This is a genomic window from Nibricoccus aquaticus (assembly GCF_002310495.1).
Lineage (GTDB): Bacteria > Verrucomicrobiota > Verrucomicrobiia > Opitutales > Opitutaceae > Nibricoccus > Nibricoccus aquaticus.
Genome location: NZ_CP023344.1, coordinates 928,967 through 954,421, shown reverse-complemented (window position 1 = coordinate 954,421; position 25,455 = coordinate 928,967). Strand labels below are relative to the sequence as shown.

Genomic DNA, 25,455 nt, shown 5'->3' with positions numbered 1-25,455 from the left:
AAACAACGGCGGACGGACAAAATGGCGGGAGGCGTGAAATGAAAAAAGTACTCTTGATCGATGACGACCGGTTGCAGCACCGACTGGTGCAGGCGCACTTCGAACGATTTGGGCCAGGAAAATATGTGCTGGAGTGGGCGCAGACATATGAGGCGGGATTGGAGAAGTTACTCGAAGGAGATTATGCGGCGTGTCTGCTGGATTTTCAGCTGGGTGAGCGCGACGGGCTGACGCTGATCCGCGAGGCGGTGAGCAAGGGATGTCACGTGCCGATTATTTTTCTGACGGCGGAGACGAGTGAAGGCGTGGATATCCAGGCGATGGATGCGGGGGCGCTGGATTATCTGGTGAAAGGCGAGATCAACACGCGGTCGCTGGAGCGGTCGTTGCGCTATGCGCTGAAGCTGGGCGAGACGCTGGGGAAGTTGCACCGGATGGCGACGCGGGACGAACTGACGGGGTTGTTGAACCGGCGGGAGTTTGATCGCGTGCTTGCAGAGGAAGAGGAGCGCTCGCGGAGATTTGGGCGATCGCTCGGGCTCTTGCTCATCGATCTGGATCACTTCAAAAAAGTGAATGACACGCATGGGCATCCGGCGGGCGATGCGGTGATCAAAGCGGCGGCGGCGAAGATCGCGATGTGCGTGCGCACGGTGGATCGGGTGGCGCGTTATGGCGGCGAGGAGTTCGCGGTGATGCTGGCAGAGGTGGATGCTCGCGTGACGTTTGAGGCGGCGCAGCGGATCGTGAATGCGATCGCGAAGGAGGCGGTGGTGCTGCCGGACGGGCTTAATTTGAAAGTGACCGCGAGTGCGGGGGCAGCGTGTTTTCCGAAGGATGGCGATGCCGTGAAGCGGTTGATGATGGTTGCGGATCAGGCGCTGTATCGCGCGAAGGCGGATGGCAGAAACTGTGCGAGAGCGGCGGGAGAGCAGAGTGCTCCGACCGTTTGATTACGGCACCGGCGTTGGAGTTTGCCCGGGCGTGTGAGTAAACGTGGAGCGCAGCATGGCGTCGGCAGGAAGTGGCGAGACTTCCGGGACGTTGTCGGCGGGCTCGGCTAGTTCCGTGGCGTCGTCTTCCAGCGGGTAGAGGAGGCGGAAGTGGGCGAAGTCGATGACTTCGAATTTGCCGTCGTAGTGTTCGACGATGCCGGTGAGGGACTCGACCCAGTCGCCGGAGTTCAGGTAGTGGATGTCGCCAATCATGCGGTCGGCGACGGTGTGGATGTGGCCGCACATGACGCCGACACAGCCGCGGCTGCGGGCGAGCTCGGCGATGTGTTCTTCGAAGTTGGAGACGTGGTTGACCGCTTTTTTGACGCGGGCTTTCACGGCTTTGCTGAGCGAGTAGTATTCTTTGCCGCGCCAGGCGCGCCACTTGTTGTAGAGGCGGTTGAGGCGCATGAGCGCGCGGTAGCCCCAGTCACCGGCGTAGGCGAGGAAGACGAAATTTTTGGTGACGGTGTCGAAGACGTCGCCGTGGAGGACGAGGTATTTGCCGCGCGGGGTTTCGTGGATGAAGTCTTCGACGATCTGGAGATTCTCGAAGGCGATGGGGAGGAACTTGGCGAGGACGTCGTCGTGGTTGCCGCGGAGGTAGATGACCTCGGTGTCTTTCTTTTCGAGTTTCTTGAGGACGAGGCGGACGAACCGGGTGTGGGACTTGGGCCAGTGTCCGGTTTTTTTGAGGCGCCAGCCGTCGATGATGTCGCCGTTGAGGATGAGGCGGTCGCAGCGGGTGTATTTGAGGAAGTGATTCACTTCCCTGATTTTGCAGTCGTCCGTCCCGAGGTGGACGTCGGAAATAATGACCGTGCGGACTTTGAGCGGTTTTAGCTCCATCGCAGGCGAGTGTAACAGAGGCGGAGGAGGCGGGGTAGGGGTGTCACTTGAATGTGACGTGCGTCACGCGAACGTAACGCGGGATTTACGCGGCGGCGGCTTCGCGGTGGGGGACCATGATGCGGAGGCTGCGGGGACGGACGGTGACTTCGATCAGCGCGGCGGTTTCGTGCGTCTCACCGTCGGTGTGGAGGAGGCCGGGGACGGGGCGTTCGATGCTGAAGCTTGGGCCGAGGAGGCGTTGGACGCTGGCGGAGCCGTCGATGCGTTTGGTGAAGAGACGGAGGGCGATGGGGAGCGCGTTGAAGAGGTGGATGGACTTCATCACGGTGATGTTGAGCCGGCCATCGTCGACGCTCGCGCCGGGGGCGATGAAGCAGTCGTTGCCGTACTGGTCGGAGTTGGCGACGGAGATGATGAAGGCGCTGGTGGTGATGCTCATGTCGCCGCTGCGGATGGTGTATTTTTGCGGGCGGAAGCGGAAGAGTGTGCCGAAGGTGGTGTGTACGTAGGCGGGGAGGCCGCGGTGGGTGAGGCGGTTGAAGCGGTGGCTGATCTCGGCGTCGAAGCCGACGCCCATCGCGTTGAAGAAGGGGATGCCGTTGGCGAGGCCGGTATCGATGGTGCGGATATCGCCGTTGAGGAGATTGCGGAAGGCACCTTTGCCGGGGCCGGGGATGCCGAGGTGGCGGCCGAGTCCGTTGCCGGAGCCGCAGGGGATGAGGCCGAGGGCGGCGGGGGAGTCGATGAGGGCGGCGGCGACCTCGTTCATCGTGCCGTCGCCGCCGATGGCGACGATGAGTTCGCAGCCATCATCGACGGCACGGCGGGCGAGTTCGGTGGCGTGGCGGGTGCGCTCGGTGAGAACGACGTCGGCGTCGAGTTTGTGCTGGGCGATGAAGAGACGGGCGCGTTCCAGCAGATGCGGGCTCTTGGCGTTGTGGCCTGACTTCGGGTTGTAGATGAAGCGCGTTTTCAACGAGGGGTGGGAGGCAGGATAGCCGGAATGGGCGCGGAGGGAATGGCGGAATTGTTTTTGTGGGTGGCGAGGACGGAGGCGAAATCGCGTTCGAGGTGGTCGAGGACGAAGTCCCAGGAAATGCGTTCGGCGGTCTGGCGGGCGGCCGGGCCGAGGCGGGCGCGGAGAGAGGCGTCGGAAGCGACCTGGGTGGCGGCGGCGATGAAGGCGGCGCGGTCGCCGAAGGGGACGAGCCAGCCGTTTTCGCCGTGGCGGATGAAGCGGGCGGCGGCGGCGTAGTTGAAGGCGACGACGGGGAGGCCGCTGGCCATGGACTCGGTGGTGACGTTGCCGAAGGTTTCGGTGAGGCTCGGGTAGAGGAAGAGGTCGGCGGCGGCGTAATGGGCGGCTAGGAGATCGCGGGAGAGGAAGCCGGTGAAGCGGACGGAGGGGTGCTGGCGGGAAAGTTTTTTGCGGAGCGGGCCGTCGGAGACGATGACGAGTTTCGCGTCGGGGCGCGTGGCACGGATGGCGGCGTAAGACTCGAAGAGGAGCGGGTAGTTTTTTTCGGCGGCGAGGCGGCTGACGTGGACGATGAGGAGGTCGTTGGGCGCGGCGCCGAGGGAGGCGCGGAGTGACTCGGAGCGGAGTTGGGGGTTGAATACGCGGGTGTTCACGCCGCGGGACATAAGGCGCATGTCGCGGAAGCCGTCGCGGGTGAGCTCGTCGTTGAGCTCGACGGTGGGCGAAAGCGTGATGCGCGTGCGGTTATGGAAGTGGCGAAGGTAGGCGAGCGCGGGGCGGGTGAGAAAGGCGAAGCCGTAGTGGCGGCTGTAGCTGTGGAAATTGGTGTGGAAACTGGAGGTGACGGGGAGGCCGAGTTTGCGGGCGGCGAGGAGCGCGGAGTAACCGAGCGGGCCTTCGGTGGCGATGTGGACGAGGTCGGGGCGCTCGGTGCGCCAGAGGCGGATGAGCTGACCGCGGGCGGGGAGGCCGAGACGGAGGAAGGCGTAGCCGGGAATGGGGACGGAGCGGAAAAGGTGTTCGCGGTAGAGTCCGTCGATGCGCTCGTGGTCGGAGGGGCCCTGGCGTGGGCGGAGGACGGTGACGTGGTGGCCGCGGTGGGCGAGACCTTCGACGAGATGGCTCAGCGTCATGGCGACGCCATTGATCTCGGGCGGGAAGGTTTCGGTGACGAGGGCGAGTTTCAACGGGAGCGGGTGCGGTGTGAGAGCGCGGCGCGAGTTACGTTGATGGGAGGGCGTGGGCTAGGCGGGCGAGTGGCGCAACGGGGAAGTGGGCGGTGGGGCGAGATGTTGCGCGGGCGTAACAAAGCGCGGGCGGGCGGGGGGGGAGACGTCGGAATTTTTGGACAGGATTAACGGGATTAAGAGGATTTCGGAGGGGGGAAAAAGCGGGTGGCGGTGGGGGCGGCACTGGCTAAGTGCCGGTCCGGGGTGCGGACCGCTCGCTGCGCGCTCACGACTACGGGGAATCAGTCGATGCGGAAGTTTTGGATTTGAATTTTGGACTTCACGGTGCGGAAGCCGAACCAGCCTTCGGTGAGCGGGGCGGGGTCGCGGTAGGTGAAGATGACTTCGCCGTCGCGGAGGAATTCGACAAGGCCGTCGCGGGCGCGGAGTTCGATGCGATAGGTGCGGCCGGGTTCGAGGAGGAATTTTTTGTCGGTGAGATCGTGCTCGGGGAGGAGCGGGCGGGCGCCGGAGCCGTCGTAGCGGCGGAAGCGGGTGGTGGTGTTGGTGTTGCCGCCGTAGCCGACGTAGTAGGTGCGGAGGGAGTCGTAGGTGGCAAAGGCGCCGGTGCGTTTGTGGCCGCTGAAGAAAAGGTCGTCGGGGTGGGCGGGATCGGAGGCCATCCAGAAGCAGTTGAGGTCGGAGACGCGGGCGTCGGGGCTCATCGTAGCTTCGTAGCGGATGGTGACGGGGGCGCGGAGTTTGGAGCGGAGCCAGACAGTGGCGCCGGACTCGTCGGCGATGGTGAGGAGGCCGTTTTCGGCGGTGACGCGGCCGCCGGGTTGTTGTTCGACGATCCAGTTTTTTTCGAGGCCGGAGCGGAAATCGTCGGAGTGGCGCGGGGGTGGTTGCGAAGGGGTGTCGGCGGCGAGGGACGTGAAGAGAAGCGGGATGAAGGAAAGGGAGAGGAGGAGCTTGGCCGGGGGGAATTTCATGGGCAGAGTGTGGGGCTTCCAGCATGAGTTCGCGCGCAGAAAATGTTCTTCACGTCATCACCGGGCCGACGGCTGTCGGGAAAACCGAGCTGTCGTTGCGTTGGGCGGAAGTGAATAACGCGGAGATCGTGTCGTGCGACTCGCTGTTGTTTTATCGCGGGCTGGATATCGGGACGGCCAAGCCGACGAAGGCGGAACTGGCGCGGGTGAGGCATCATCTCATCGATGTGTGCGACGTGGCGGAGCGGATGGATGTGACGGTGTATGTGAAGCAGGCGCGGGCGGCGGTGGACGACATCGTGGCGCGCGGGAAGCGAGTGCTGGTGGCGGGCGGGAGCGGATTTTATCTGAAGGCGTTTTTCGGGCCGGTGGCGGATGATGTGGCGGTGCCGGAGGAGCTGCGTGCGGAGATCGGCGCAAAACTGGAGAGCCGCGGGCTGGATGCGCTGGTGGCGGAGCTGTGGGCGCTCAATGCGGGCGGGCTGGGGAATCTGGATACGGCGAATCCGCGGCGGGTGACGCGGGCGTTGGAGCGGTGCGTGGCGTCGGGGAAGACGTTGAAGGCGCTGGGCGAGGAGTTCGCGGCGAAGCCGGGACCGTTCGCGGATTTTTCGGTGAAGCTGACGCGGCTGGATCGCGAAGGGGCGGAGCTGGAGTCGCGGATCACTGGGCGCGTTGAGGCGATGGTGCGGGAGGGTTTGGTGGAGGAAGTGGCGCGGTTGCGTGGAGAAGGGCTGGAGAAAAATCCTAGCGCGGCGGGGTCGATCGGGTACCGGGAGACGCTGGCGTTTCTGGATGGGAAATTAAAGCGGGAGGACCTGGTCGCGGAGATTGCGAAGAATACGCGGGCGCTGGTGAAGAAGCAGCGGACGTGGTTTCGGACGCAGTTGCCGGAGCACCGGGTGGTGGAGGCGGGGAAGGCGACGGTGGAGGATTTGTTTGGGTGATGGGATCGGAGGGGAGGAGTTTTTAACCACGGATTACACGGAGGGCACGGATGGCGGAGGATTCGTAGGAGGGAATGCGGAGACGACGATGGATGGACGGGAAGACGGAGGGTTACACAGAGGGCACGGAGGAGTCACCGAGGGGAGGGAGTCGAGGGGGCGGTTGAAGGGGATTTCTTTAACCACAGATTGCACAGATGGGGACGGATGTCGGAGGCGGAATTTCGGGACGGAGAGGGCCGTATTTTTTGGAGGAGAGCGCGGAGGTGGAGAGAATGTGTGTCTTATGAAGCGAGAGGGCGCGAAAAAGGCCCGACGGGTGAGGTCGGGCCGGGGGAATGGAGAAAGAGTAAGAGAAAGAAGGACGAGGCGGTTTTTTCGGAGGCCGCTCGCGACTACATGGGGGCGTGGGTGGGGAGACGGGCTTTGCGACGCGGGCAGGCGAGAGAGGTGGAAGCGCGGGCGATGGGGCTCAACGCGTCGGGACGGCGCGTTCCACCTTATTGATCGAGGTTGATGCGGTAGCGGGTGAGGGAGCTGGCTTCTAGGCGGGAGAGGTCGGCGAGGGCGTTGGTGAGGGCGAGGCGGGCCTGGAGTTCGCTGATGCGGGCGGTGTCGAGGTCTTCCTTGGCTTCCTGCACGGCGCGGAAGGTGGATCGGCCGTTTTGGTTGCGGGCGTTTTCGGCTTCGAATTGTTCTTCGCTGAGCTTCGTCGCCAAGGCGGCAATACGGACGCTTTCGTCGTTGGTCTCGACGGCGCGGATGGCGGAGCGGACTTGGACGAGGATGCTTTGGTCGAGCTGCTGGAGGCGGAGCTGTTCGCGGTTGAGGGTGCTGAGGGCCTGGCGGTGGCGGGCTTTGTCGGCGCGGAGGCCCCACGGGAGGCTCACGGTGGCGTCGAGCTGCCAGTTGTGACCGTCGGAGCCCCAGACGTCGGAGGCGGCTTCGCCGGCGTTGTTTTTGCGGGCGTTGTAGCCGAAGGCGGCGCCGACATCGAGGGTGGGGAGCTGGTTTTTCTTGGCGACGGCGGCATCGAGTTTGAGTTGTTCGATGGAGAGCTGGGTGGAGGCGAGGTCGGGGGCCTGATCGCGGGCGAGTTTATAGGAGCGATCGAAGGAGACGGTGATGGCGCCGAGTTCGGGGAGGACGACGGGGCCGGGGGTGACGGCGAATTGGAAAGGGTTGATGAGGGCGACGAGGTTGTCCTCGGCGTTGCGGGCGGTTTGCTCGGCTTGGAGCAGGGCGCGGCGGGCGTTGGCGACACCGACTTCGGATTGAAGGACGTCGAGGTCGATGGCGGACCCGACGGAGACGCGGGTTCGGTTTTCGGAGACGAGTTTTTCGGCGACTTCGAGGGAGAAGCGGCGGACGTCGAGCTGGGCGCGGGCGAAGGCGAGGGTGTAATAGGCGGACTCGACGCTGCGGATGGTGGCGAGGACGGAGTCTTTGAGGTCGAGGTTGGCGATGGAGACGCCGAGCTTCGCGCGGTTGATAGCGGCGCGGTTGACGGTGGTGCCGAAGCCGCGGAGCAGGGGCTGGCGGACGGAGAGGGAGACGTCGCTGTTGAAGACGGGATTGAGGCTGGAGGAGAGCGATGGGCGGGAGGAGGAGCGGTCGAGGCTGCCGCTGCCGCTGATGGTGGCGCCGGTGGCGATTTTTTGGGAGGCGCCGATGCGTGTATCCAAGCCGCTCTGACTGGTGACGCCGTCGATGGACTGGCTGTAGGAGCGGGCTGTGGTGAGGCTGAGGGTGGGATCGTAGGCGGACTCGGCTATGATGAGGGAGTCGCCGGCGCTGTCGGTAGCGAGGCGCTGGATCTTGAGGTCGAAGTTTTTATCGAGGGCGAGGGCGACGGCTTCGTCGAGGGTGAGGGGGCGGACCGACGGGGTGGCGGGGACGGTGCTGGGGACAGTGGCCGGAGCGGGTGCGACGGGAGTGGTGCCGGTGGTGTCGGGCGTCTGGGCGCGGAGCGCGGCGGTGGCGAGGGAGGCGGCGAGGAGGAGGCGGAGGCGCATGGAAAGGGACGGCGGTGGCGTGTGGGCGGACAAACGTATGAACACGAAGGCGGAGAAAAAGTTGCGAGCGAGATGGACTGGGTGGCAAGCGCGCTGGAGGGCGGGTGGTTGCACGGGGGAATGACGGGCGATGGGCGGGAAAGTTACGGGCAGCGCGGGGGGCGCTGCCCGAATGACCAGTGACCAGTGGCGGGTGTTGGGGAAATCCGAAGGTTGAAGGCCGAAGAGGGCGACGAAGGTAGTTTGTCGTTGGTAATTGGGCGTTGGAACGAACGCAGGCGTGGGTTTTTATAGGGGGGCGGATTTCGGAGCGGAATTTTTAACCACAGATGACACAGAATACACGGATGTCCGATGGGAGGGATCGCGGTGGCGCGGAAGGGCGGAACTGGGGAAAGAAAAAGGCCCGACGGGTGTCGGGCCTAAGACTAGGGGGATGGGGAGGGATTTGGAGCCGGCCAGAGGCCGGCGCTCCCGGGCGGGCTTAGCGGCCGGCGGGGGCGGACTTGGCGAGTTCCTGGGTGACGAGGTCGCGGAAGAAGGCTTGGGCGTTGCCGGCGGCGTTGGCCTGGGCGATGCGGGCGAGGGTGGTGGTGTACTGGGGATTCGTCTCGGAGAGGTCGGGGATTTTTTTGTCCTGGGCGTAGGCGAAGTGACCTTTGTCGGACTCGACGATCATGGCGGAGACTTCGCCTTTGTTGAGGTTCTGGAGGGCTTCGTAGAGGGAGCCGTTAAAATCCTGCGGGGGCTGGCGGAGAGTGAAGGCAGGGAGGGTTTTGGTTTCGACCTTCACGTTGGACGAAGCGGCGGCGGAGGTGGCGGCTTTTTCGAAGGTGTCGCCGGCCTTGATGCGTGCCTGGATGGCGGTGCGGAGGGTCTGGCCGAGGGTGGTGAAGCGTTTGGCTTTTTCGTTGTCGATGTAGTCGGCGGAGACTTTGGCGCGGACTTCGAGGAAGGAGGGCTGGCGGGAAGCGAAAGTGTCTTTCCAGAAGAGGATGACGCTGCCTTTTTCGGTGGGGATGGCGTCGGAGACGAGGCGGTCTTTGGAGAGTTTAAGGGCTTCGGCGGGGATGGCGGGGTTGAGGCCGAGTTCGGCGGGGACGTTGGCCTGGCTGAAGGGGGGGAGGTCTTTGACCGTGAGTTTGTTTTGGGCGAGGAAGGCGGCGAACTCGGGGGAGCCGACGGTGAGTTTTTTGTCGTAGAGGGCGAGGGCGGTGTCACCGGCGGCGGTGGCGGCGAGGCGGGTGGCGAGGGCGCGTTTCATGGCGGCTTCGACATCGGAGCGAACCTTCAGGTAATCGGCATCGGGATTCGGGGTTTCGCCGGCTTTGCGGTCGGCGATGGGGAAGCGGGCGGCGTTGTTGTCGTAGAAGGCACGGACGTCGGCTTCGGCGGGGGCAGGGAGGGAGGGGAGGACGGCGTCGGCGCTGAACTCGACGTAGCTCACGCTGACCTGCGTGGGGATGGTGTAGGCGAGGGCGTTTTCCTCGAAGTATTTGGTGAGCTCGGCTTCGGTGGGTTTGATGTCCGGGGTGAAGCTGGCGCGGTCGATGGTGGCGGTGGCGAGAGTCCAGGACGTGTCGGCGAGGGTGAGTTCGCGTTTCACATCGGCGGGGAGGGCATAGCCGGGGCCGGCGACGAGCTGGTTGACGCGTTCGATGCGGAGGTTGTCGGAGAGGACGCGGGAGATTTGAGCCTCGGAGATGGATTTACCGGTGGAGAGGGTTTTGCGGAAATCGTCGTAGCGTTTGGCGTCGAACTGGCCGTCGGGGCCGGAGAAGGCGCGGAGGGTTTTGATGTAGTCGGTGAGCTCGGTCTTGGACGGCGCTGGGACATGGAGCTGGTTGGCCATGTGGAGGGCGGCGTAGCGGGAGAGGGCGAGTTCCTGGAATTGGGGGATGGAGCCGGCGGACATGCCGTACTGGAGCTCGATGGCGATGGAGGCATCGCGGGTGATCTTCTCGACGTCGTCCTTGGCTCCGAGGTTGAGGTCGAAGAAGGGGGTTTTCTGCACCTTGCGGTCAGCGTGACCGATGCCGGAGGAGGCGTTGGTGATGAAGACGAAGGAGATGATGATGAGGACCAGCAGGAGGCCGAAGACGATGCGGTAGTGCTGCTGCAAATTTTTCTGGATCCAGGAAATCATGTGGGGAAAGGGCGCGACGGTAGGTCGGGAGAGGGGAGTGGCAAGCGTGGAAACGGTGCGCGAGCGGAGCTCGCGCGAATGACCAATGACCAGTGGCGGATGGGCGGGGGCGTTTCGTTTTGGCGGACGCAGGCGGGCATCAACGATGCAGCGAGAGGGCGGAGCGCAGGGCGGCACTTGATAAGTGCCGGTCCGGGGCGGAGGCGCGATTGTGACAGGGCCACGTTCTAAGGAACGCGGCTACAGGCGGCGAGCGGGGCCTAAGCTTTTTTGGGGGCGGGCTGGCCGAGGGTGAAGGGGGGGCGGGATTCGTCGAAGGCGTGTTCGGTGAAGAGGGTGTCGAGTGGCTTCGAGAAAAGGGTCTGGTCGGCGAGGGCCCGGATGGAGGCGTGGTAGTGTTCGACGAGGGGGTCGAGACCGTCGATGGCGTCGCCGGCGGGGTCGTCGCCGTGGGAGTCGAAGTGTTCTTTGAATTCGCCGAGGGTGATACTGGAGAGCGGGCGGGCGGGCTGGTAGGCGAAATCGTTGGCGGAGGCTTCGTCGGAGGCGGGGACGGGAGAGATGAAGTTGAGATCGATGAGGCGGTTGAGGGCCTCGTTGATGATCTGGGTGGGGACTTTGATGGTGCCGCCGAGCTGGGCGACGCTGCACGGGGGGAGGCAGGCCTGGAAGCGGCGGCCGATGGTGAGCAGGACAATGAGGGTGAGGCGTTCGCGGGTGGATTCGCTGAGGCTGCCCCAGGCGGCCTGGCTGTTGCGGTAGTGGACGTTTTGGACGGCGTAGCTGATTTGTCCGCCGATGAGGACGACGAGCCAGAAGACATAGAGGCCGAACATGAGAATCATCGGGAGGGCGAGTGATCCGTAGAGGCTGCTGGTGAGTTTGACGCGGCTGAGGTAGGCGGCGGCGATGAGGTTGTTGCAGACGATCATGACGCCGACGACGACGGCGCCGGCGAGGGCGGCGCGCCAGAAGACGCGGGTGTTGGGGATGTAGCGGTAGAAGAGCGTCAGGATGCCGATCAGCAGGACGATGGAGGAGGAGCGGAGGGCGATGATCAGCACTTGAGCGACGTCGTCGCCCAGGTGTGTTTTAAGAGTGCTGTCAAAGTTGGAGAGAGTGATTGCGCCGAGTGCGCCGAAGAAGATCACTGCGCCGAGCGTGAGGATGGTCCAATAGAAGACGATGCGAGTCACCCAAGAGCGACCGCGGCGGACGCCCCAGATGTCATTGAAGACGCCTTCAATCGAGGTGAAGAGGAGCAGAACAATCAGGATGAGGGAAATGGCGCTGGTGATGCCGCCGCTGGCGGCGCTGGATCGGGTGGCGCTGATGAAGTTGTTGATGTGAGTGACGAGCTCGGGGTTGACGTGGGGCGAGGTGGCGGAGATGGCGGCGGCGTTCGCGTCGCCCTCGGGGGTGCCTTTGGCTTTGTTGGCTTCGTACTGGTTGAGCTGGGGGGCGACGAAGGCGATGAGGTCGTTGAGCTTTTTGGCGACGAGGTCGGAGTCTTGTTTACCGGCGGCGAAGCCGGCGATGAGGACAGCCATGCCGATGAGAGGGCCGATGCCGAGGAGGCTGGAGAAGGCGAGGGCGGCGGCGCGGCTGGTGGCGCGCGTTTCCATGAGGCCGGTCCAGGTGATGGATACGACGCGGAGGGTGGCGTAGAAGGCGCCTCGGAAGGAGCGCTCCGCGAGGTAGGCGGGCTGCCAGATGTCTTTTTGGACGAGCTTAACGAGCCGGTTCCAGGGCGACGGAGGGCGTGACATGCGCCGGACGTTGGAGGGACGCGTGGCGGTTGGCCAGCGTCAGTTCGTGAGCATGTAGTAGGCGAAGCCGAGGGAGCCGGCGAGGCCTACGCCGACAGAGATGGCGAGGGGGAGGTAGCTGACGAAGATGGTGGAGAGGTAGAGGCCGGCGGAGGAGGCGGCGACGACGAGCACGGGGATGACCGGGGTGGGCATCTGCATCCAGAACATGACGCCGAGGAAACCGAGGCCGAGGGCGGCGCGGAATCGAATGAATGGATACCAAGCGACGGCTCCGAGCATGAGCATGAGGGCGAGGCCGAGGTCGAGGATACCGAGATAAACGTAGGGGTGGCCGACGAGTTTGGCGGTGTCGAAGGCGACGAGGAGGTCGATCGACGGGAGGAGCAGGGAGGCGGCGGTGAGCAGGAGCATCGCTATGCAGGCGTAGCGGCCGAGGCGGGCGGCGCGTTCGTAGGCGATGGTTTTATCGCGTTTGTCGGCAGTGTCGGCGGTGCGGCCTTCGGCGGCGGCGAGCATCTCATCGACGGTGATCGGCGGGTGGGTGTCGGGGCCGGTGTTCAGCGTGGCGATGCGGTCTTTGGGCTTGATCGTGAGGCGCTTTTTCTCGGGGAAGATGGCGGTGCGCAGCTCGACGTTGCTGCCGATGGTGATCCATTGCTCGGTGTTGGCCTCGTAGTAGAGGGTCTGGGGATCGACCTTGCCGGCCTCTGCGAGGGAGATGAGCTGCTCCTGCGTAAACGGGCCGTGCGCTTCAGTTTCGGAGGCAGTGCGGATGTAGAATTCCTGCGTGGCCATGGATTGCATGTGTGGGTGGACGGAGAGGGGGCGGCAAGTGTTTTGTCCCGCGCAGACCCGTGGGGGCGAGTGTGGTTTGCGAGGAGGGGCGAATCGCGGGGTTTTTGATAAAACGCTTACAGCGCCACGCGCTGGGCGCGCGGAATGACCAATGACCAGTAGCGGATGGAGGCGGTGGTTGGTTGTTGGGGCGTACGCAGGCGAGGGACTACTGACCGTACCGAGGGGGCGTAGCGCAGGGCGGCACTTGATAAGTGCCGTACGGGGAGAGGCGCGCAAGGAACGCGGCTAGCCCGAAATGCGGAGGCGTCGCGCGAGCGCGAGCCCTACATGCGCTGGAGGGTGCGGAGGCCGAGGAGGTGGAGGCCGGTTTCGAGGATCAGGAGCGTGCGCGAGCAGAGGAGGATGCGGCGGGCACGGATGGAGGGGGCATCGACGATGACTTTTTCGGCGGCGTAGAAGGCGCTGAATTCGCCGGCGAGTTCGTAGAGGTAGAGGCTCAGGAAGTGCGGGCGCAGGGTAGTTGTCGCGGTCGCGAGGGCATCGGAGAAGTGGACGAGCTTGCGGGCGAGGGCGATTTCGTTGGGCGTCTCGGGCGGCGTGGCGGTTTTTTCGAGCGCGAGGAGCGCGTCTGAGCCGGGCGCCCCGAGATTGCCGCGGCGGAAGATCGAGTGAACGCGGGTGACGGCGTAGAGGAGGTAGGGGGCGGTGTTGCCTTCAAGCGCGAGCATCTTGTCCCACGAGAAGACGTAGTCGCTGGAGCGGTTTTGGGAGAGGTCGGCGTACTGGACGGAGGCGATGCCGACGACGTTGGCGATCTCGCGGCACTCGGCTTCGGTGAAGCGGTCGGCCTCGGGGCGCTCGGCGTTTTTGGCGGTGACGACGGTGAGGGCGCGCTCCTCGGCTTCGTTGAGCAGGTCTTTGAGTTTGATGGTGCCGCCGTCGCGGGTTTTGAGCGGCTTGTTGTTTTCGCCGAGGACGGCGCCGAAGGTGACGTGGTTGAGGGCGGGGACGCGGCGGCTGGTTTTCTCGAACCATTTCCGCACGGTGAGGAAGAGCTGCTCGAAGTGATCGCCCTGGCGGAAGTCGGTGACAACGACGATGCCGTCGGCCTTGAAGTGCTCGGCTCGATACAACGCGGTGGCGAGGTCCGTGGTGGCGTAGTTGGCGGCGCCGTCGCCCTTGCGGATGATGAAGGGTTGTTTCGCGAAGCGGGGGTGCTCGGGGTGGAACACGACGAGCGCGCCCTGGCTCTCTTCAGCGAGTCCTAGCGAGGTGAGTTCGCGGTACACGGGCTCGAGTTTGTCGTTGTAAAAACTTTCGCCGAGGTAGTGGTCGAAGCGGATGCCGAGGCGGGTGTAGATCTCGTCGAAGGCGCGCTGGCTGACTTCGGAGAAGGTTTTCCAGAGGGCGACGCTGGCGGGGTCGCCGTTCTGGAGTTTGACGAGTTCCTGGCGGGCTTCTTCAAGGGCGGGGGAATCGGCGGGGGTGGCGTCGTTGCCGAGTTTGTAGAGGCGCTCGAGTTCTTCGATGGGCTCGCGTTTAAGGGCGTCGGCGTCGGCCCAGCGTTTATAGCCGTAGATAAGTTTGCCGAACTGGGTGCCCCAGTCGCCGAGGTGATTATCGCGGATGACTTTTGCGCCGCTGAAGGCGAGGAGGCGGCAGATGGCTTCGCCGATGACGGCGGAGCGGAGGTGGCCGACGTGCATCTGTTTCGCGGTGTTAGGCGAGCTGTAATCGACGACCCAGGTCTGGCCCGCGTAGGCGGTGGAGGCGCCGGCGGTGAGCGCAGGCGCGGTGGCGAAGGCGTTGAGCCAGTTGAGGAGCGCGGAGGGTTTGAGGGTGAGATTGATGAAGCCGGGGCCTGCGATGGCGGCGTCGTAGCGGGCGAGCAGTTCGGGTGGGAGGGCGGCGAGGAGTTTTTCGGCGACGGCGCGAGGGTTTTGTTTCTCGCGTTTGGCGTAGGCGAGCACGCCGTTGGCCTGATAATCGCCGTGGCGCGGGTCGGCCGTGCGGACATCGGGCGCGAAGAGCGCGGTGTCGAAGCCTGCGGCGGAGGCGGCGGTTTTCAGGGCTGCTTCGAGATCGGCCGCGAGGTTGAACGAGACGTGCATCGTTTCAGACAACGGAGCGGGCGTGTGGCGCGGCAAGGCTCAATTAAAAGCGAAGGGCGAGGGCTGGGAGAGATGGGACGGAGGAGAAAGCGGAGTTGTTTGCTCAGGCGGATGAGGCGGGCGGGGGGTGTATGAAGGGCATTTGTCGAGTGAAGCGGGGGGAGTTTTGGCTCGACATTTTAGTGAGGAGGAGTTGGCTCGTACACTTTGCCGCCCGCAGGAACGGGCTTTCCTATTACGCTGATTCACACATGACAAAACGCACGCTGCCTCCCCGGAGGTTCATCAAACCAACGTTCGAATTCTTGATTGAAAAGAAACGCGACGGTGGGGAGTTCACCCAAGAGGAAATTCGCTACATCATTGATAGCACGCTGGATGGCGAGATGCCGCAGCACCAGCTGGCCGCTCTAGCCATGGCGATCTACTTCGGCGGGATGTCCGCGCAGGAGACGGCCGATCTCACGGAAGAGATGATGCTTTCGGGCGAAGTGATCGACCTGTCGCACATCGCGAAGCCGAAGATCGACAAGTACTCGACCGGCGGCGTTGGCGACAAAACCTCGCTCGTGCTCGTGCCTCTCGCGATGGCGAGCGGTGTGGTTGTCCCGATGATGTGCGGCGTGGAGCACGATTATGTGATCAACACGCTTGAGAAGCTGGCGGCATTCCCGGGCTTCAAGAGCCAGCAGACGACCGAGCATTTTTCCAACCAGCTGGCCAAGATTGGCGGCGCGATCATCGCGCAGACGCCTGATCTCGCTCCGGTTGAAGCCAAGCTCTACGCGCTCCGCAAAGAGACCGGCACGATCCCGAGCCTGCCGCTTATCACGGGATCGGTTCTCTCCAAAAAGCTCGCTGAAGGTTCTGAAGGTCTCGTGATCGATGTGAAGTGGGGCAATGGCTCTTTCATTAAAGATCTCGAGCAGGCGAAGCAGCTCGCGCGCTCGATGACGCGGGTCGGTCGCTCGATGAAGCGCCGTTGCGTCGCGCTCGTGACGGATATGAACCAGCCGCTTGGCGACACGGTCGGCACGGCACTCGAAGTCAAAGAGGCGATCGCGCTGCTCAAGGGCGAAGGTCCGGAAGACATGAAGGAACTCGTGCTGAAACTCGGCATGGAGATCGTCCGTCTCGCGGGCGTGGCTGGCTCGACGTTGTCGGCCAAGCAGACGGTGCAGCGGCATCTCACCGATGGTTCCGCACTGGAGAAGTTCAAGGAGTTGATCCGCGCGCAGGGCGGCGATCCGTCGTTCGTGGATCATCCGGAGAAATTCCCGCAGGCGAAACATGTCCGCAAGCTCCCGGCTCCGAAGCGTGGATACGTTCACACGATCAACGCGGCGATGATCGCGCACGGCGTGCATATCCTCGGCGCGGGCAAAACGAATCCGCACGACAAGGTGGATTTCGCGGTGGGTGTTTCCGAGATCAAGAAAGTCGGCACGCAGGTGAAGCAGGGCGAGCCGCTGATGATGATTCACTACAATGACGAGTCGAAGCTCGAGCAGGCGCTCGATCACTTCAAGAATGCGTACCGTCTCGCGCCAAAGCGTCCGACCCCGCCGCCGTTGGTGGTGGAGCGCGTGGCGTAAGGTGATCGATTGAAGAATTAAAAACAAAGGCCGACCGGATTTCCGGTCGGCCTTTTTGTGGATGGAATGCGGGGTGGGGGCAACCCGCCTAGACCGGAAAGCGCGACAAGGGCGGCGCGCCTCCATCGGAAAGAAATCACCGCGCCCTGAGTGCGCGCTCCACCTACTTGAGCGGGGTCAGTGTGATGGGGCCGAGGAGGCCGGCTGGCATGATGGGCCAGCTGGAGGCGTCCATCTTCTTGTAGTTCACGTTGACGATATTGGAGTCGTAGAAATTGGCCCACTTGATGCCGCGTTTATCCAGGTCACGGATGCGGTTGGAGGCGAGGTTGGTGACTTCGATGGCGAGGGTGTTGCGGCCGGGCTTGAGATGGCTGGCGTCGATGCGGGTACGGAAGGGTAGCGACCAGAGGAGATCGACTTGGGTGCCGTTGACGAAGACGCGGGCGGTTTCGCGGACGTCGCCGAGATCGAGGAGCCAGTCGCCGCCGGCTCCGGCGGGCGTCGCAGGGAGAGCGAAGTCGAGTTCGTAGCGGGCGGTGCCGGCGAAGCCTTCGTGCGCGGGGCTTTGCTCGGTCCAAGAAGCGAGCTTGGTGTTTGAGAGACTGAAGTCGGGCGGGAGTTCGGGGCCGCCGCGGAGGAAGGTGACGCGCCAGTCGCCGGCGAGCGGTATGGTTTGGGCGGCGTTGTCCGTGAACGCCCATGCCTTCGATGCGGAAACTTTCTCAGAGTGAATGCGGACAAAGAGCGATTCTCCGGGGGCGAGTTGGAGACGGACATTGCTTGTGCGGCCTTTGGCGGTCGATTGGGTGACGCGAGATTCGACGGTGCCGGTCTTGCCGGTGCGCGGTTCGAGGAATACGACGGTACCGGCTGGTCGGGAATCCAGCTTGAAGCCGATGGTTCCGTCGAACGGTTTGCCGCTGAGATTGGTGACGAAATAGAGTTTAGTGCGCTGGTCGTCGCTGATGCGGCGGATGAAGCCGAGGCCCGCGTCAACGAGAGGCTCGCCTTTGGGGAGTTTGCTGAGTGCTTGGGTGAAATCACCGACGAGAATAGCGCCGCCGATGTTCTCGTGCTTTTTGGCGAAGGCCATGCGGACGCCGCCGTAGTCTTTTAGTTTTCCAAGAATTTCGGCGCGTTCCTTCTGAAATGCGGTGCGGCGTTCAGAAAGCTTAGCGAAGCCGGGGACGTCGGTTGGCAGATCGTCGATGAAGCAAACGAGATTTCCCTTCTGGCCGAGTTCATGGAGCTTTTGGAGTGTTTCCAAAGGCATGAGCGAGGACTGTGGCACTAGGATGGGGCGATCGATTTCCACGCGGGAGCTTTGTGAAAGCCCGGCGCGTTTCTTTGGGTCGCAGATTTGTGCGTCGGAGATGAAGTCAAACTGGATGCCGGCTTCGATGAGTTGCTGGGCGAGTTTTCCGGTGGAGGAATCGGTCAGCCAGTCTTTGCCGTGCATGGAGAATTTGCGTTCCCAGCCGTCGGCTTTGTGGAGGAGGTCGTGGAAGGGCCAATACACGAGGACGTCGGCGTCGGGCTGGCCGGATTGGAGGAGCGACTGGGCGCGGGTGATGTAGGCGTTGAGGCCTTCGGCGAGGTCACGCCAGAGCGGGTTGCGGTTGTTGTACTGGGTCGAGGCGTAGAAGAGCCAGCCGGGCCAAGGGGCGTCGGCTGGGGAGAAAGCTGTGCCGTGGTAGAAGACGTGGTTGATGCCGGTGAGGAAGAGTTGATCGAGCTCGGGCTTCAGTTCGGAGGGGGCTTCGTGGAAGTGTTCGCGGGCCCAGGTGAAGGTTTCGGAGGAGATGAGCGGCTTGCCGGTGACGTGGGCGGCGGAGGAGGCGAAGCGGTTGATGAGCGGTTGGGTTTCGTTGTAGCTGATTTCGCCGGGCGTGAAGCGGTAGAACGGGATCGGGAAATTGGTGGCGCCGAAGACTTCGGTTTCGGGGATGTCGGCGAGGGCGTAGAGGTCGAGGAGGTTGGCGGGGGCGCCGTGGCCTTGGTTGCGGACAACGCCGCCGTTTTTGCGGACCCAGTCGCCCCACGTGTGCATGTAGTCCATGTGGAGCTGGGCGAGGACTTCGCGGTAGTCGGACTTGATGCGGGCGATGGTGTCGGGGTCGCCTTTGCCTTCGAGCTCGGCCATGTGCGCGGCGAGGTCGTAGCCGTGCATGGCTTTGAACTTTTCCGTGAGAGCGGGCGTCCAGTTGGCGGTGTATTCGAAGGAGTCGTGGAAATGGCCGTGGATGGCGCCGGGCGGGAGCGGGGCGAGGGCTTTGTCGAAGTGGGCGAGGTAGCGGGCGATGGCGTCGGGCGAGTAGGGATCGAGGACGAGGCCGGCGGCGCCGGGGGCGGCGCGTTTGACTTTGAAGCCGGTGGAGCGCGGCGTGAGTTTGCCGTCGACGATTTCGATTTTTAGTTCGGCGTCTTCCTTGGGTGTGAAGGAGCCGCCGAAGGGCCAGCCGGTGCCGGTGGCCATGTCGATGGCGATACCGAGGCGTTTACCCTCGGCGGCGGTGTGGCCCAGCATCTCGACGTATTTGGGCGAGAGGAAGTCGATGAAGCGGTCTTCGTAGCCTTTGGCGCCATAGATGGGCGTGATCTCGACGCCGCCAAGTCCGGCGGCGGCGAATTCGGTGAGTTCGCGCGTGAGGTTTTCCTTGTCGACGGCGGAGCCCATCCACCACCAGCGGGTCCAGGGTTTGTGCTCTTGTTTCACCTCGGGCCAGGCGAGGGGACTTTGAGGAGCGGTTGCGGCAGAATCGGCAGCAGTCAGAGCGGGCGCGCAGGCGAGAAGGGCGATAGCGAGGAGACGCGGCGACGGGCGGAGTGGGGTTCGCATGAGTGGAAGCGGAAACGGGATGGGTTGGGGGGGCAACGGGCAATCGGGGGTGGCGATGGACAGTCAACGCGTTGAGTGAACGAGGGCTTTGATCGGAGTTTTGGACAGGATTAACTGGATTTACAGGATTGGAGGAGGCGGAGTCGGCCAGGGGCCGGCGTTCCCGGGTGGCGGGCGATCCGAACATCGGGAAATGGCCGGAGGGACGGAGCGGGGATACCTGCGGCGGGTTATGCGGTCTTTGGAAATTTGCGCATGAACTTCCAGTCTTCAACGCGTCTCGAGCGGGCTTCGGTGTGGTTTCGCCGGAGCTGGCACTTTGTTTTGATCGTCGCACTCGTGTTGCTGGCGGTGCGGCTGGTGCTGCCGCGTACGATCAAATCGCTGATCAACCAGCGGCTCGAAAAGATCCCGGAGTATGCGGGACATGTGGAGGACATCGATCTGTCGATCTGGCGCGGGGCTTATCAGCTCGAAGACGTTGAGATCGTGAAGACGAACGGGGAGACGCGTGAGCCGTTTTTCAAGGCGGGGACGATCGATTTCTCGCTGGCGTGGCGGGATCTGTTTCGCGGGCGGTTTGTCGGCGACTTCGTTTTGGAGGATGCCGAGTTGATCATCGTCAACGCGCCGACGGAGGAGAGCAGTCAGACGGAGGTCGTGGACAAGCGTTGGCAGGATGCGATCGAGGATATTTTCCCGATCGAGATCACGCGGCTGGAGATCAAGGACAGCCGGATCCGCTTTATCGATACGGATGCGGACCCCAAGGTGGACATCGCGTTGGACGGACTGGAGGTCGTGGCGAAGGGGTTGCGGAATCGTCCGTCGGACAAGCGCGGTCCGCTGCCGGCCGAGATCGAGTTGCGGGCGAAGACGATTGGAAATGGTGACCTCAGGGTTTTTGGCGGGCTTGATCTGCTGGCGCAGCAGCCGCGTTTCAAACTGAACCTGGAGTTGATCAACGTGGATCTGCCCGCGTTGAACGACTTCCTACTGGCGTATGGGAATGTGGATGTAGCGAGTGGGGATTTTCAGCTGTTCTTGGAAGTGGCGGCGGCGGAAGGACAGTATGAAGGCTATGTGAAACCGTTCTTCGACCATCTCGATTTCAAGAACGTGGAGGACAAATCGAAGCCGGTGACGCAGCGGCTGTGGGAGAAGATGGTGAGCGGGCTTTCCACCTTTTTGAAAAACAAGCCGCGCGATCAGGTGGCGACGCGGATTCCGTTTTCAGGGGAGTTTGGGGAGACGGATGTTGGCATACTGGCTACCATCGGGAATCTGATCCGCCACGGTTTCGGACGGGCGCTTTCCGAGCGGCTGGAGGGGCAGATTTTTGCGCCGTCGGATGAGGGTGTTCTCAAGCCGGACAAAGCGGGCGGCGTGGCCGGATCGGGGAAAGAGGAGTCGAAGCGGGCGGAGGACGCTGAAGCACAAGCGGAGCGGTCGGGGACGGAGGAGACGAGCGCGCCTCGGAGGCCGTTTGGGCCGTCGGGGAAATGAGCGAGCGAGGGGGAGGACGAGAACGAATTCGGAAGCCGACGGGAACGGCGGCGCTCCCAGGGACGGCGCTTCCCAGGGACGGGTCAGCGGTCGTCGGCGGACGATTCGTCCACCGGTTCGACGTGGGCGAGCGAGCCGCCGGTTTTGGGTGCTGTCAGGACACGGTAAATACACCACGCGAAGAGCGTGGTGACGGTGCCGACGGAAAGGATCAGGTTTATCCAGCCTCCAGTGGTCATGGGAAAGTGGGTTTAGTTTTTGTCGGATTCGGCGCGGGGATGGGTGGCCCAGTGTTTGCCGGCGAGGTGGACGAGGATGCCGGTGAAGAGAGTCATGAGGGCGATGAAGAGGACGCTGAGGCGGGCGACTTTGTCGGGGTTGGGTCCGACGAGGTCGCGGACGTAGCTGGTGGGTTCGAAGCGGGCGGCGTCGCCGAGGGAGAAGTTCCAGCCGAAGACGTTTTTGAGAATGAACAGGACGAAGATGGTGAGCAGGAACGCGGGGGTGACGTATTTGATGATGGGTTTGAAGAACGCCGGGGCGCGGAGGGCGGAGCCCTCGTGGAGGATGGCCCAGCCTTTCTCGATGCCGACGGTCCAGCCGAAGATGATGATGAGGATGGTGGCCTGAATAAAAATGAGGAGGGTGCCGACCCAGAAATCGAGGGTGTCGAGCGCCTTCAAGTCTTTGGAGAAGTACCAGACGAAGCCAGTGCCGATGGCGGTGACGAGGCCGAGCAGGGCGACGGAGGCTTTGCGTTTGATGCCGAGGCCTTCTTCGAGGAACGCGATGCCGGGCTGGAGCATCGAGAGCGAACTGGTGACGGCGGCGAGGAAGAGAAGGATGAAGAAAATCGTGGCGAAGACCTGGCCGGCGGGCATCCGGGCGAAGACCTCGGGGAGGACGTTGAAACCGAGGCCGAAGGTGCCCTGGCCGACGATGCCGGCGGCGCCGAGGAACATAAAGGCGGCGGGGACGGTGATGAGGCCGCCGAGGCCGACTTCGCAGAATTCGTTGGCGGAGGAGGCGGTGAGGCCGCTGAGGACGACGTCGTCTTTTTTTGTCAGATAACTTGAATACGTGATGATGACGCCGAAGCCGACGGAGAGGGAGAAGAAGATCTGGCCGGCGGCGGCGAGCCAGAGCTGGGGGTTTTTAAGGCCCTCGGAAATGTCGCCCGGGTTCCACATGAAGCCGAGGCCGGTGAGGACGTTTTGATCGGGCTTGAGCGGATCGGGCGTGCCGAGGGTGAGGACGCGGGCGAGGACGATGAGGGCGATGACGATGAGGGCGGGCATCGCGTATTTGCAGACCAGTTCGATGCCTTTGGAGATGCCGCGGTAGATGAACCAGAAGTTGATCGCGTAAACGATGAGGACAAAGAGGCCGACGTCGTGGAGGCCGAAGTGGAGGGCGACGCCGTCGGAGCCGGCGCCGGTGTAGCGGCCGAAGAATTCGCCGTAGTTCATGCCGGGGACGGAGAGCTGTCCGGTGGCGGCGTTGAGGGCGTAGCCGAGGCACCAGGCTTCGATGTACACGTAGTACATGTAGATCATCACGGGGATGATGAAGCCGATCACGCCGAGGTACTTTCCATAGGGCTTTTTGATGAGCGCGTGGAAAATGCCGGGAGAGGAGCGGAAGCCGAGGGAGCCGCCATGGCGGCCGAGGGCCCATTCGGCCCAGCCGATCGGGATGCCGATGATCAGCAGCGAAATGAAGTACGCGATCATGAAGGCGCCGCCGCCGTACTGGGCGGCGAGACCGGGGAAGCGGAGGAAGTTACCGAGGCCGACGGCGCTGCCGGCGACGGCGAGAATGACTCCGAGACGTGAGGACCAAACCTCTTTGGGGGCAGACATGGGGATCGGGGGTAGCAACCGCGTTGCCAACTGCAACGGGGATTTTGCGGGGGAGGTGTGCTGGTCGGGCGGAGGAGTTGGTAGTTTGTAGTTGGTAGTTGGGCGCAATCGGTGGGGGGCGTGAGGTGGCGGGGGAACGAGAACGATGGAGGGAGGAACGAAGGGGTTGCCACGGGGCGGGTGGGCGGCTGAGTTGGCGCGCGTTGAATCTCATCGACCGGCATATTTTGCGCGAATGGCTGGGCATCCTTGGAGTCGTCCTGATGGCGACGCTGGGGCTGCTGTTGATCCAGACGATGTATGACGATTTTGAGGATCTCTTAAAATATCAGGCGCCGGTGACGGACGTCGTGATGTACTTCGCGATCAAGGTGCCGAGTTTTCTGGCGGTGATCCTGCCGGTGATTTTGCTGATCTCGCTGTTGTACGCGTTGGGGCAGCTGCACCGGAGCAACGAGATCACGGCGCTCCGGGCGGCGGGGCTGGGGATTTTTCGGATCACGCGCTCGATCTGGATCACGGGTGTGGCGCTGTGCGGGTTGATGTGGGCACTCAATGCGAGCGTGGTGCCTCTCTCGGTGGAGCGATCGCGGTCGATGATGGAGTATTTGAAATACCGGCACGAAGTGGCGGTCAGTGGTACGAGCACGGGCGCGGGGCTGGCGCGGGTGGTGACGTTCGACAATCAACGGCAGGGACGGATGTGGTTCATGAACCGGTACAGTACGATGCTCGATCGCGGGTATGGAGTGACGGTGTCGGAGCTGGACACGCAGCGGCGGGAGAAAGTGCGGATGTATGCGGCGGAGGCGAAGTTCGAGCGCGAGCGGGGAGGCTGGACGTTTTATCAGGGGCGGGAGACGTGGTTCGATCCGGCGACGGGGGATGTGATTTCGAGCCGTCCGTTTGAGCAGAAGGCGGTGCCGTATTTCACGGAGGAGCCGGAGCTGATGCTGGTGTTCGACGTGAAGCCGAGTGATCTGTCGTTTTTCCAGCTGAGGCGGATCATCGATTACTTCACCGTGGAGGAGAATCCGAAGGTGACGACGTATGCGGTGAGGTATTTCAGCCTGATCGCGGACACGGTTTCGCCGTTGATTGTGATCGCGCTGGCGATCCCGTTTGCGGTGGCGGGAGTGCGGGTGAATCCGGCGGTGGGCGTGTCGAAGTCGCTGGGACTTTTCCTGCTCTACTTCGTGCTGCTGAAGGTGGCGAATGCGCTGGGGGTGCGCGGGACGCTCGATCCACTGATGGCGGCGTGTGTGCCGAGCGTGGCGATGCTGGCGCTGGGCGGGTGGTTTTCGGTGAGGATGCGATAAGCCAAGAAAGCGCCGTGGCTGAATTGCCACGGCGTTTTTATCGCGGAAGCGCTGAAGGGCGAAAACGCGGAATCGGAGACGGGAAGAACGGGGATGTTATTTTTGTTTCCACATTTCCTCACTGCGGACGAGGACGGTGTAGGCGGAGAGTTCGCCGTCAGGGGAAACGAAGAAGACGTCGCGGTAGGCACCGGACGGGACTTCGAGCTGGTAGAAGTAGGGGCTATTGGGCGTAGTCTCGCCTCGCATACGGAAGGAGCAGGCAATCTCGGCGGGGAGGGGGCGGTCGCTGACGTTGCGGACGCGGGCCCAGATGCGGAGGCGTCCATCGTGTAGCGGATGGGCCTCGACTTTGAGGAGGCGGACCTGGGTGGTGTAGGCTTTGGCGAGGGCGGCGTTGACTGGGACGAGGATGAGGCCGGTCCAGTCGCGTTCGACGAGTTCGGTGGAGTTGCCGTCGGCGGTGAGGCCTTTGGGCGGGGGGAGGTTCACGTTGCCGAGGCGTTCGACTTTGGGGGCGGGGGCGCCGGTCTGGAGGGAGGCGAGGGCGGAGGGGAAGCCGGTGGTTTCGGAGAGTTCGTGGGCGGTGTTGCCGCTGCTGGCGTGGGTGAAGCGGTAGATGACGGCTTCGGCTTCGGGGGTGAGTTTAGGAGGCGGGAGCGCGGGGGCTGGGGCTGGTGTGGGTGGCGGCGCGGCGGGTGTGGTCGCGGCGGTGGGCGGGAGATTTTTCGCGGGAGCGGCGGGGGTGGTGGATGCAGAGGGCTTGGTCGCGGGTCGGGCGGGAGCGGATGCGGTTGTCGCGGTCGCTGGCCGGGTGGGTTTGGCGGAAGTGGCGGGCGGTGGGGTGGTGCAGCCAGAGAGGAGGGCGAGGGCGGAGAGGAGAGAGAGGGTGGGAAAGTGTTTCATGAGAAAGTGCGGGTGGGGGCGGACGTTTTCTGCGGAGGAAGTTAAGTGTCCGGTCGGTTGTATCGGAATGTTGGAGGCGAAGTTTACCGTGAGAAGCGCAGAGTAGCGTGGAGGGCGTGAGAAAAGGGTGAAAACCGCCGAGTGACCGCGGGGTCAGGAGGAGGCGAATTTTTCGGCGAGGCGTTTCCAGACGCCGGTGCCGGGCCAGAGGAGGATGGCCCAGATGGCGAGGCAGTTGAGGTAGCTGAGGAAAACGGCGGCGCTGGCCATGTCTTTGATGCGTTTGGCCAGGGGGTGATGCTCCGGCCGCAGGTAATCAATCGTCCACTCGATGGCGGAGTTGAGGAGTTCCACGATGATGATGAGGAAGAGGGAGGCGATCATCAGGGCCGTGGATACGGCGTTTACCGGGAGGATGATCGCGAAGGGGACGAGGGCGACGGCGAAGAGGAGGTCTTCGCGGAAGGAGGGTTCGTGGCGGAGGGCTTCGCGGAAGCCGTCGATGGAGTAGCGGATGGAGGCGATGAAGTTTCGGAAGTCGCGGCGTTTGACGGGGGTGGTGTGTGGGGTGGCGGCGTGGGGAGGAGGAGCGGAGGACGCAGGGGAAGGAACTGAGGAAGAGGGAGCGGAGTGGGGCGTTTCCACG

The 25,455-nt window shown here is 63.5% G+C and carries 19 protein-coding genes; 5 read left to right on the top strand and 14 right to left on the bottom strand.

Annotation, left to right across the window (positions count from 1 at the left end):
* Positions 1-38 precede the first annotated feature (38 nt).
* Positions 39-953, top strand: coding sequence for a GGDEF domain-containing protein (locus CMV30_RS04180; RefSeq protein ID WP_096054846.1), 915 nt, complete (start codon positions 39-41; stop codon positions 951-953).
* Here the strand turns inward: CMV30_RS04180 and CMV30_RS04175 are convergent, their stop codons facing one another.
* The 4 genes from CMV30_RS04175 to CMV30_RS04160 form a co-directional block, all read right to left on the bottom strand.
* A complete protein-coding gene (locus CMV30_RS04175; RefSeq protein ID WP_096054845.1) occupies positions 954-1,844 on the bottom strand; it encodes a UDP-2,3-diacylglucosamine diphosphatase in 891 nt (296 codons plus the stop codon).
* A gap of 85 nt (positions 1,845-1,929) precedes the next feature.
* On the bottom strand, positions 1,930-2,823 hold the full coding sequence (locus CMV30_RS04170) for a diacylglycerol/lipid kinase family protein (protein ID WP_096054844.1): 894 nt from the start codon (positions 2,821-2,823) through the stop codon (positions 1,930-1,932).
* A complete protein-coding gene (locus tag CMV30_RS04165) occupies positions 2,820-4,013 on the bottom strand; it encodes a glycosyltransferase family 4 protein (protein WP_096054843.1) in 1,194 nt (397 codons plus the stop codon). The genes CMV30_RS04170 and CMV30_RS04165 overlap by 4 nt, the downstream gene beginning before the upstream one ends.
* Before the next feature lie 284 nt (positions 4,014-4,297).
* Positions 4,298-4,990 (bottom strand): DUF6250 domain-containing protein, encoded by a 693-nt coding sequence (locus tag CMV30_RS04160; RefSeq protein WP_096054842.1) that lies wholly within the window; start codon positions 4,988-4,990, stop codon positions 4,298-4,300.
* Between the two features lie 23 nt (positions 4,991-5,013).
* Between CMV30_RS04160 and miaA the strand changes: the two genes are divergently transcribed.
* Positions 5,014-5,937, top strand: a complete 924-nt coding sequence (gene miaA / locus CMV30_RS04155; protein ID WP_096054841.1) for a tRNA (adenosine(37)-N6)-dimethylallyltransferase MiaA — start codon at positions 5,014-5,016, stop codon at positions 5,935-5,937.
* Positions 5,938-6,437: 500 nt separating this feature from the next.
* On the opposite strand, the gene CMV30_RS04150 is transcribed toward miaA, so the two are convergent.
* From CMV30_RS04150 to argS, 5 genes are all read right to left on the bottom strand, one after another.
* Positions 6,438-7,952, bottom strand: a complete 1,515-nt coding sequence (locus tag CMV30_RS04150) for a TolC family protein (protein ID WP_138223119.1) — start codon at positions 7,950-7,952, stop codon at positions 6,438-6,440.
* Between the two features lie 484 nt (positions 7,953-8,436).
* Positions 8,437-10,098: a peptidylprolyl isomerase gene (locus CMV30_RS04145; protein ID WP_138223118.1), complete on the bottom strand. Its 1,662-nt coding sequence runs from the start codon at positions 10,096-10,098 to the stop codon at positions 8,437-8,439.
* A gap of 260 nt (positions 10,099-10,358) precedes the next feature.
* Positions 10,359-11,867 carry a YihY/virulence factor BrkB family protein gene (locus tag CMV30_RS04140; protein ID WP_096054838.1) on the bottom strand — a complete coding sequence of 503 codons (1,509 nt, stop codon included), beginning with the start codon at positions 11,865-11,867 and terminating at the stop codon, positions 10,359-10,361.
* 39 nt (positions 11,868-11,906) lie between these two features.
* Positions 11,907-12,674 (bottom strand): GYF domain-containing protein, encoded by a 768-nt coding sequence (locus CMV30_RS04135; RefSeq protein WP_138223117.1) that lies wholly within the window; start codon positions 12,672-12,674, stop codon positions 11,907-11,909.
* Positions 12,675-12,991: 317 nt separating this feature from the next.
* Positions 12,992-14,791 (bottom strand): arginine--tRNA ligase, encoded by a 1,800-nt coding sequence (argS, locus tag CMV30_RS04130; RefSeq protein WP_245844397.1) that lies wholly within the window; start codon positions 14,789-14,791, stop codon positions 12,992-12,994.
* Positions 14,792-15,084: 293 nt separating this feature from the next.
* Here argS and CMV30_RS04125 point away from each other — a divergent pair, with 293 nt between their 5' ends.
* On the top strand, positions 15,085-16,374 hold the full coding sequence (locus tag CMV30_RS04125; protein WP_245844396.1) for a thymidine phosphorylase: 1,290 nt from the start codon (positions 15,085-15,087) through the stop codon (positions 16,372-16,374).
* 163 nt (positions 16,375-16,537) lie between these two features.
* On the opposite strand, the gene CMV30_RS04120 is transcribed toward CMV30_RS04125, so the two are convergent.
* Positions 16,538-19,216 carry a glycosyl hydrolase gene (locus tag CMV30_RS04120; protein WP_138223116.1) on the bottom strand — a complete coding sequence of 893 codons (2,679 nt, stop codon included), beginning with the start codon at positions 19,214-19,216 and terminating at the stop codon, positions 16,538-16,540.
* A gap of 255 nt (positions 19,217-19,471) precedes the next feature.
* On the opposite strand from CMV30_RS04120, the gene CMV30_RS04115 reads away from it, so the two are divergent.
* A complete protein-coding gene (locus CMV30_RS04115; protein ID WP_096054834.1) occupies positions 19,472-20,722 on the top strand; it encodes a DUF748 domain-containing protein in 1,251 nt (416 codons plus the stop codon).
* 83 nt (positions 20,723-20,805) lie between these two features.
* On the opposite strand, the gene CMV30_RS19735 is transcribed toward CMV30_RS04115, so the two are convergent.
* Both CMV30_RS19735 and CMV30_RS04110 read right to left on the bottom strand, forming a co-directional pair.
* The gene (locus CMV30_RS19735; RefSeq protein ID WP_175414724.1) at positions 20,806-20,961 is read right to left on the bottom strand and encodes a hypothetical protein; all 156 of its coding nucleotides are present in this window, start codon (positions 20,959-20,961) and stop codon (positions 20,806-20,808) included.
* A 12-nt stretch (positions 20,962-20,973) separates the two neighbouring features.
* Positions 20,974-22,584: a sodium-dependent transporter gene (locus CMV30_RS04110; protein WP_096054833.1), complete on the bottom strand. Its 1,611-nt coding sequence runs from the start codon at positions 22,582-22,584 to the stop codon at positions 20,974-20,976.
* 203 nt (positions 22,585-22,787) lie between these two features.
* Here CMV30_RS04110 and CMV30_RS04105 point away from each other — a divergent pair, with 203 nt between their 5' ends.
* Positions 22,788-23,903 carry an LptF/LptG family permease gene (locus tag CMV30_RS04105; protein WP_096054832.1) on the top strand — a complete coding sequence of 372 codons (1,116 nt, stop codon included), beginning with the start codon at positions 22,788-22,790 and terminating at the stop codon, positions 23,901-23,903.
* 96 nt (positions 23,904-23,999) lie between these two features.
* Here the strand turns inward: CMV30_RS04105 and CMV30_RS19280 are convergent, their stop codons facing one another.
* Entirely contained in the window at positions 24,000-24,809 is an 810-nt protein-coding gene (locus CMV30_RS19280) for a hypothetical protein (RefSeq protein WP_138223115.1), read from the bottom strand.
* A gap of 153 nt (positions 24,810-24,962) precedes the next feature.
* The gene (locus tag CMV30_RS04095; RefSeq protein ID WP_217494454.1) at positions 24,963-25,454 is read right to left on the bottom strand and encodes a diacylglycerol kinase; all 492 of its coding nucleotides are present in this window, start codon (positions 25,452-25,454) and stop codon (positions 24,963-24,965) included.
* Between the last annotated feature and the right edge of the window lies 1 nt (position 25,455).

Coding starts and splice junctions, on each gene's coding strand:
- CMV30_RS04180 (WP_096054846.1), top strand. CDS start 39: ATGAAAAAAGTACTCTTGATCGATGACGACCGGTTGCAGCACCGACTG.
- CMV30_RS04175 (WP_096054845.1), bottom strand. CDS start 1,844: ATGGAGCTAAAACCGCTCAAAGTCCGCACGGTCATTATTTCCGACGTC.
- CMV30_RS04160 (WP_096054842.1), bottom strand. CDS start 4,990: ATGAAATTCCCCCCGGCCAAGCTCCTCCTCTCCCTTTCCTTCATCCCG.
- miaA (WP_096054841.1), top strand. CDS start 5,014: ATGAGTTCGCGCGCAGAAAATGTTCTTCACGTCATCACCGGGCCGACG.
- CMV30_RS04150 (WP_138223119.1), bottom strand. CDS start 7,952: ATGCGCCTCCGCCTCCTCCTCGCCGCCTCCCTCGCCACCGCCGCGCTC.
- CMV30_RS04145 (WP_138223118.1), bottom strand. CDS start 10,098: ATGATTTCCTGGATCCAGAAAAATTTGCAGCAGCACTACCGCATCGTC.
- CMV30_RS04140 (WP_096054838.1), bottom strand. CDS start 11,867: ATGTCACGCCCTCCGTCGCCCTGGAACCGGCTCGTTAAGCTCGTCCAA.
- CMV30_RS04135 (WP_138223117.1), bottom strand. CDS start 12,674: ATGCAATCCATGGCCACGCAGGAATTCTACATCCGCACTGCCTCCGAA.
- CMV30_RS04120 (WP_138223116.1), bottom strand. CDS start 19,216: ATGCGAACCCCACTCCGCCCGTCGCCGCGTCTCCTCGCTATCGCCCTT.
- CMV30_RS04115 (WP_096054834.1), top strand. CDS start 19,472: ATGAACTTCCAGTCTTCAACGCGTCTCGAGCGGGCTTCGGTGTGGTTT.
- CMV30_RS19735 (WP_175414724.1), bottom strand. CDS start 20,961: ATGACCACTGGAGGCTGGATAAACCTGATCCTTTCCGTCGGCACCGTC.
- CMV30_RS04110 (WP_096054833.1), bottom strand. CDS start 22,584: ATGTCTGCCCCCAAAGAGGTTTGGTCCTCACGTCTCGGAGTCATTCTC.
- CMV30_RS19280 (WP_138223115.1), bottom strand. CDS start 24,809: ATGAAACACTTTCCCACCCTCTCTCTCCTCTCCGCCCTCGCCCTCCTC.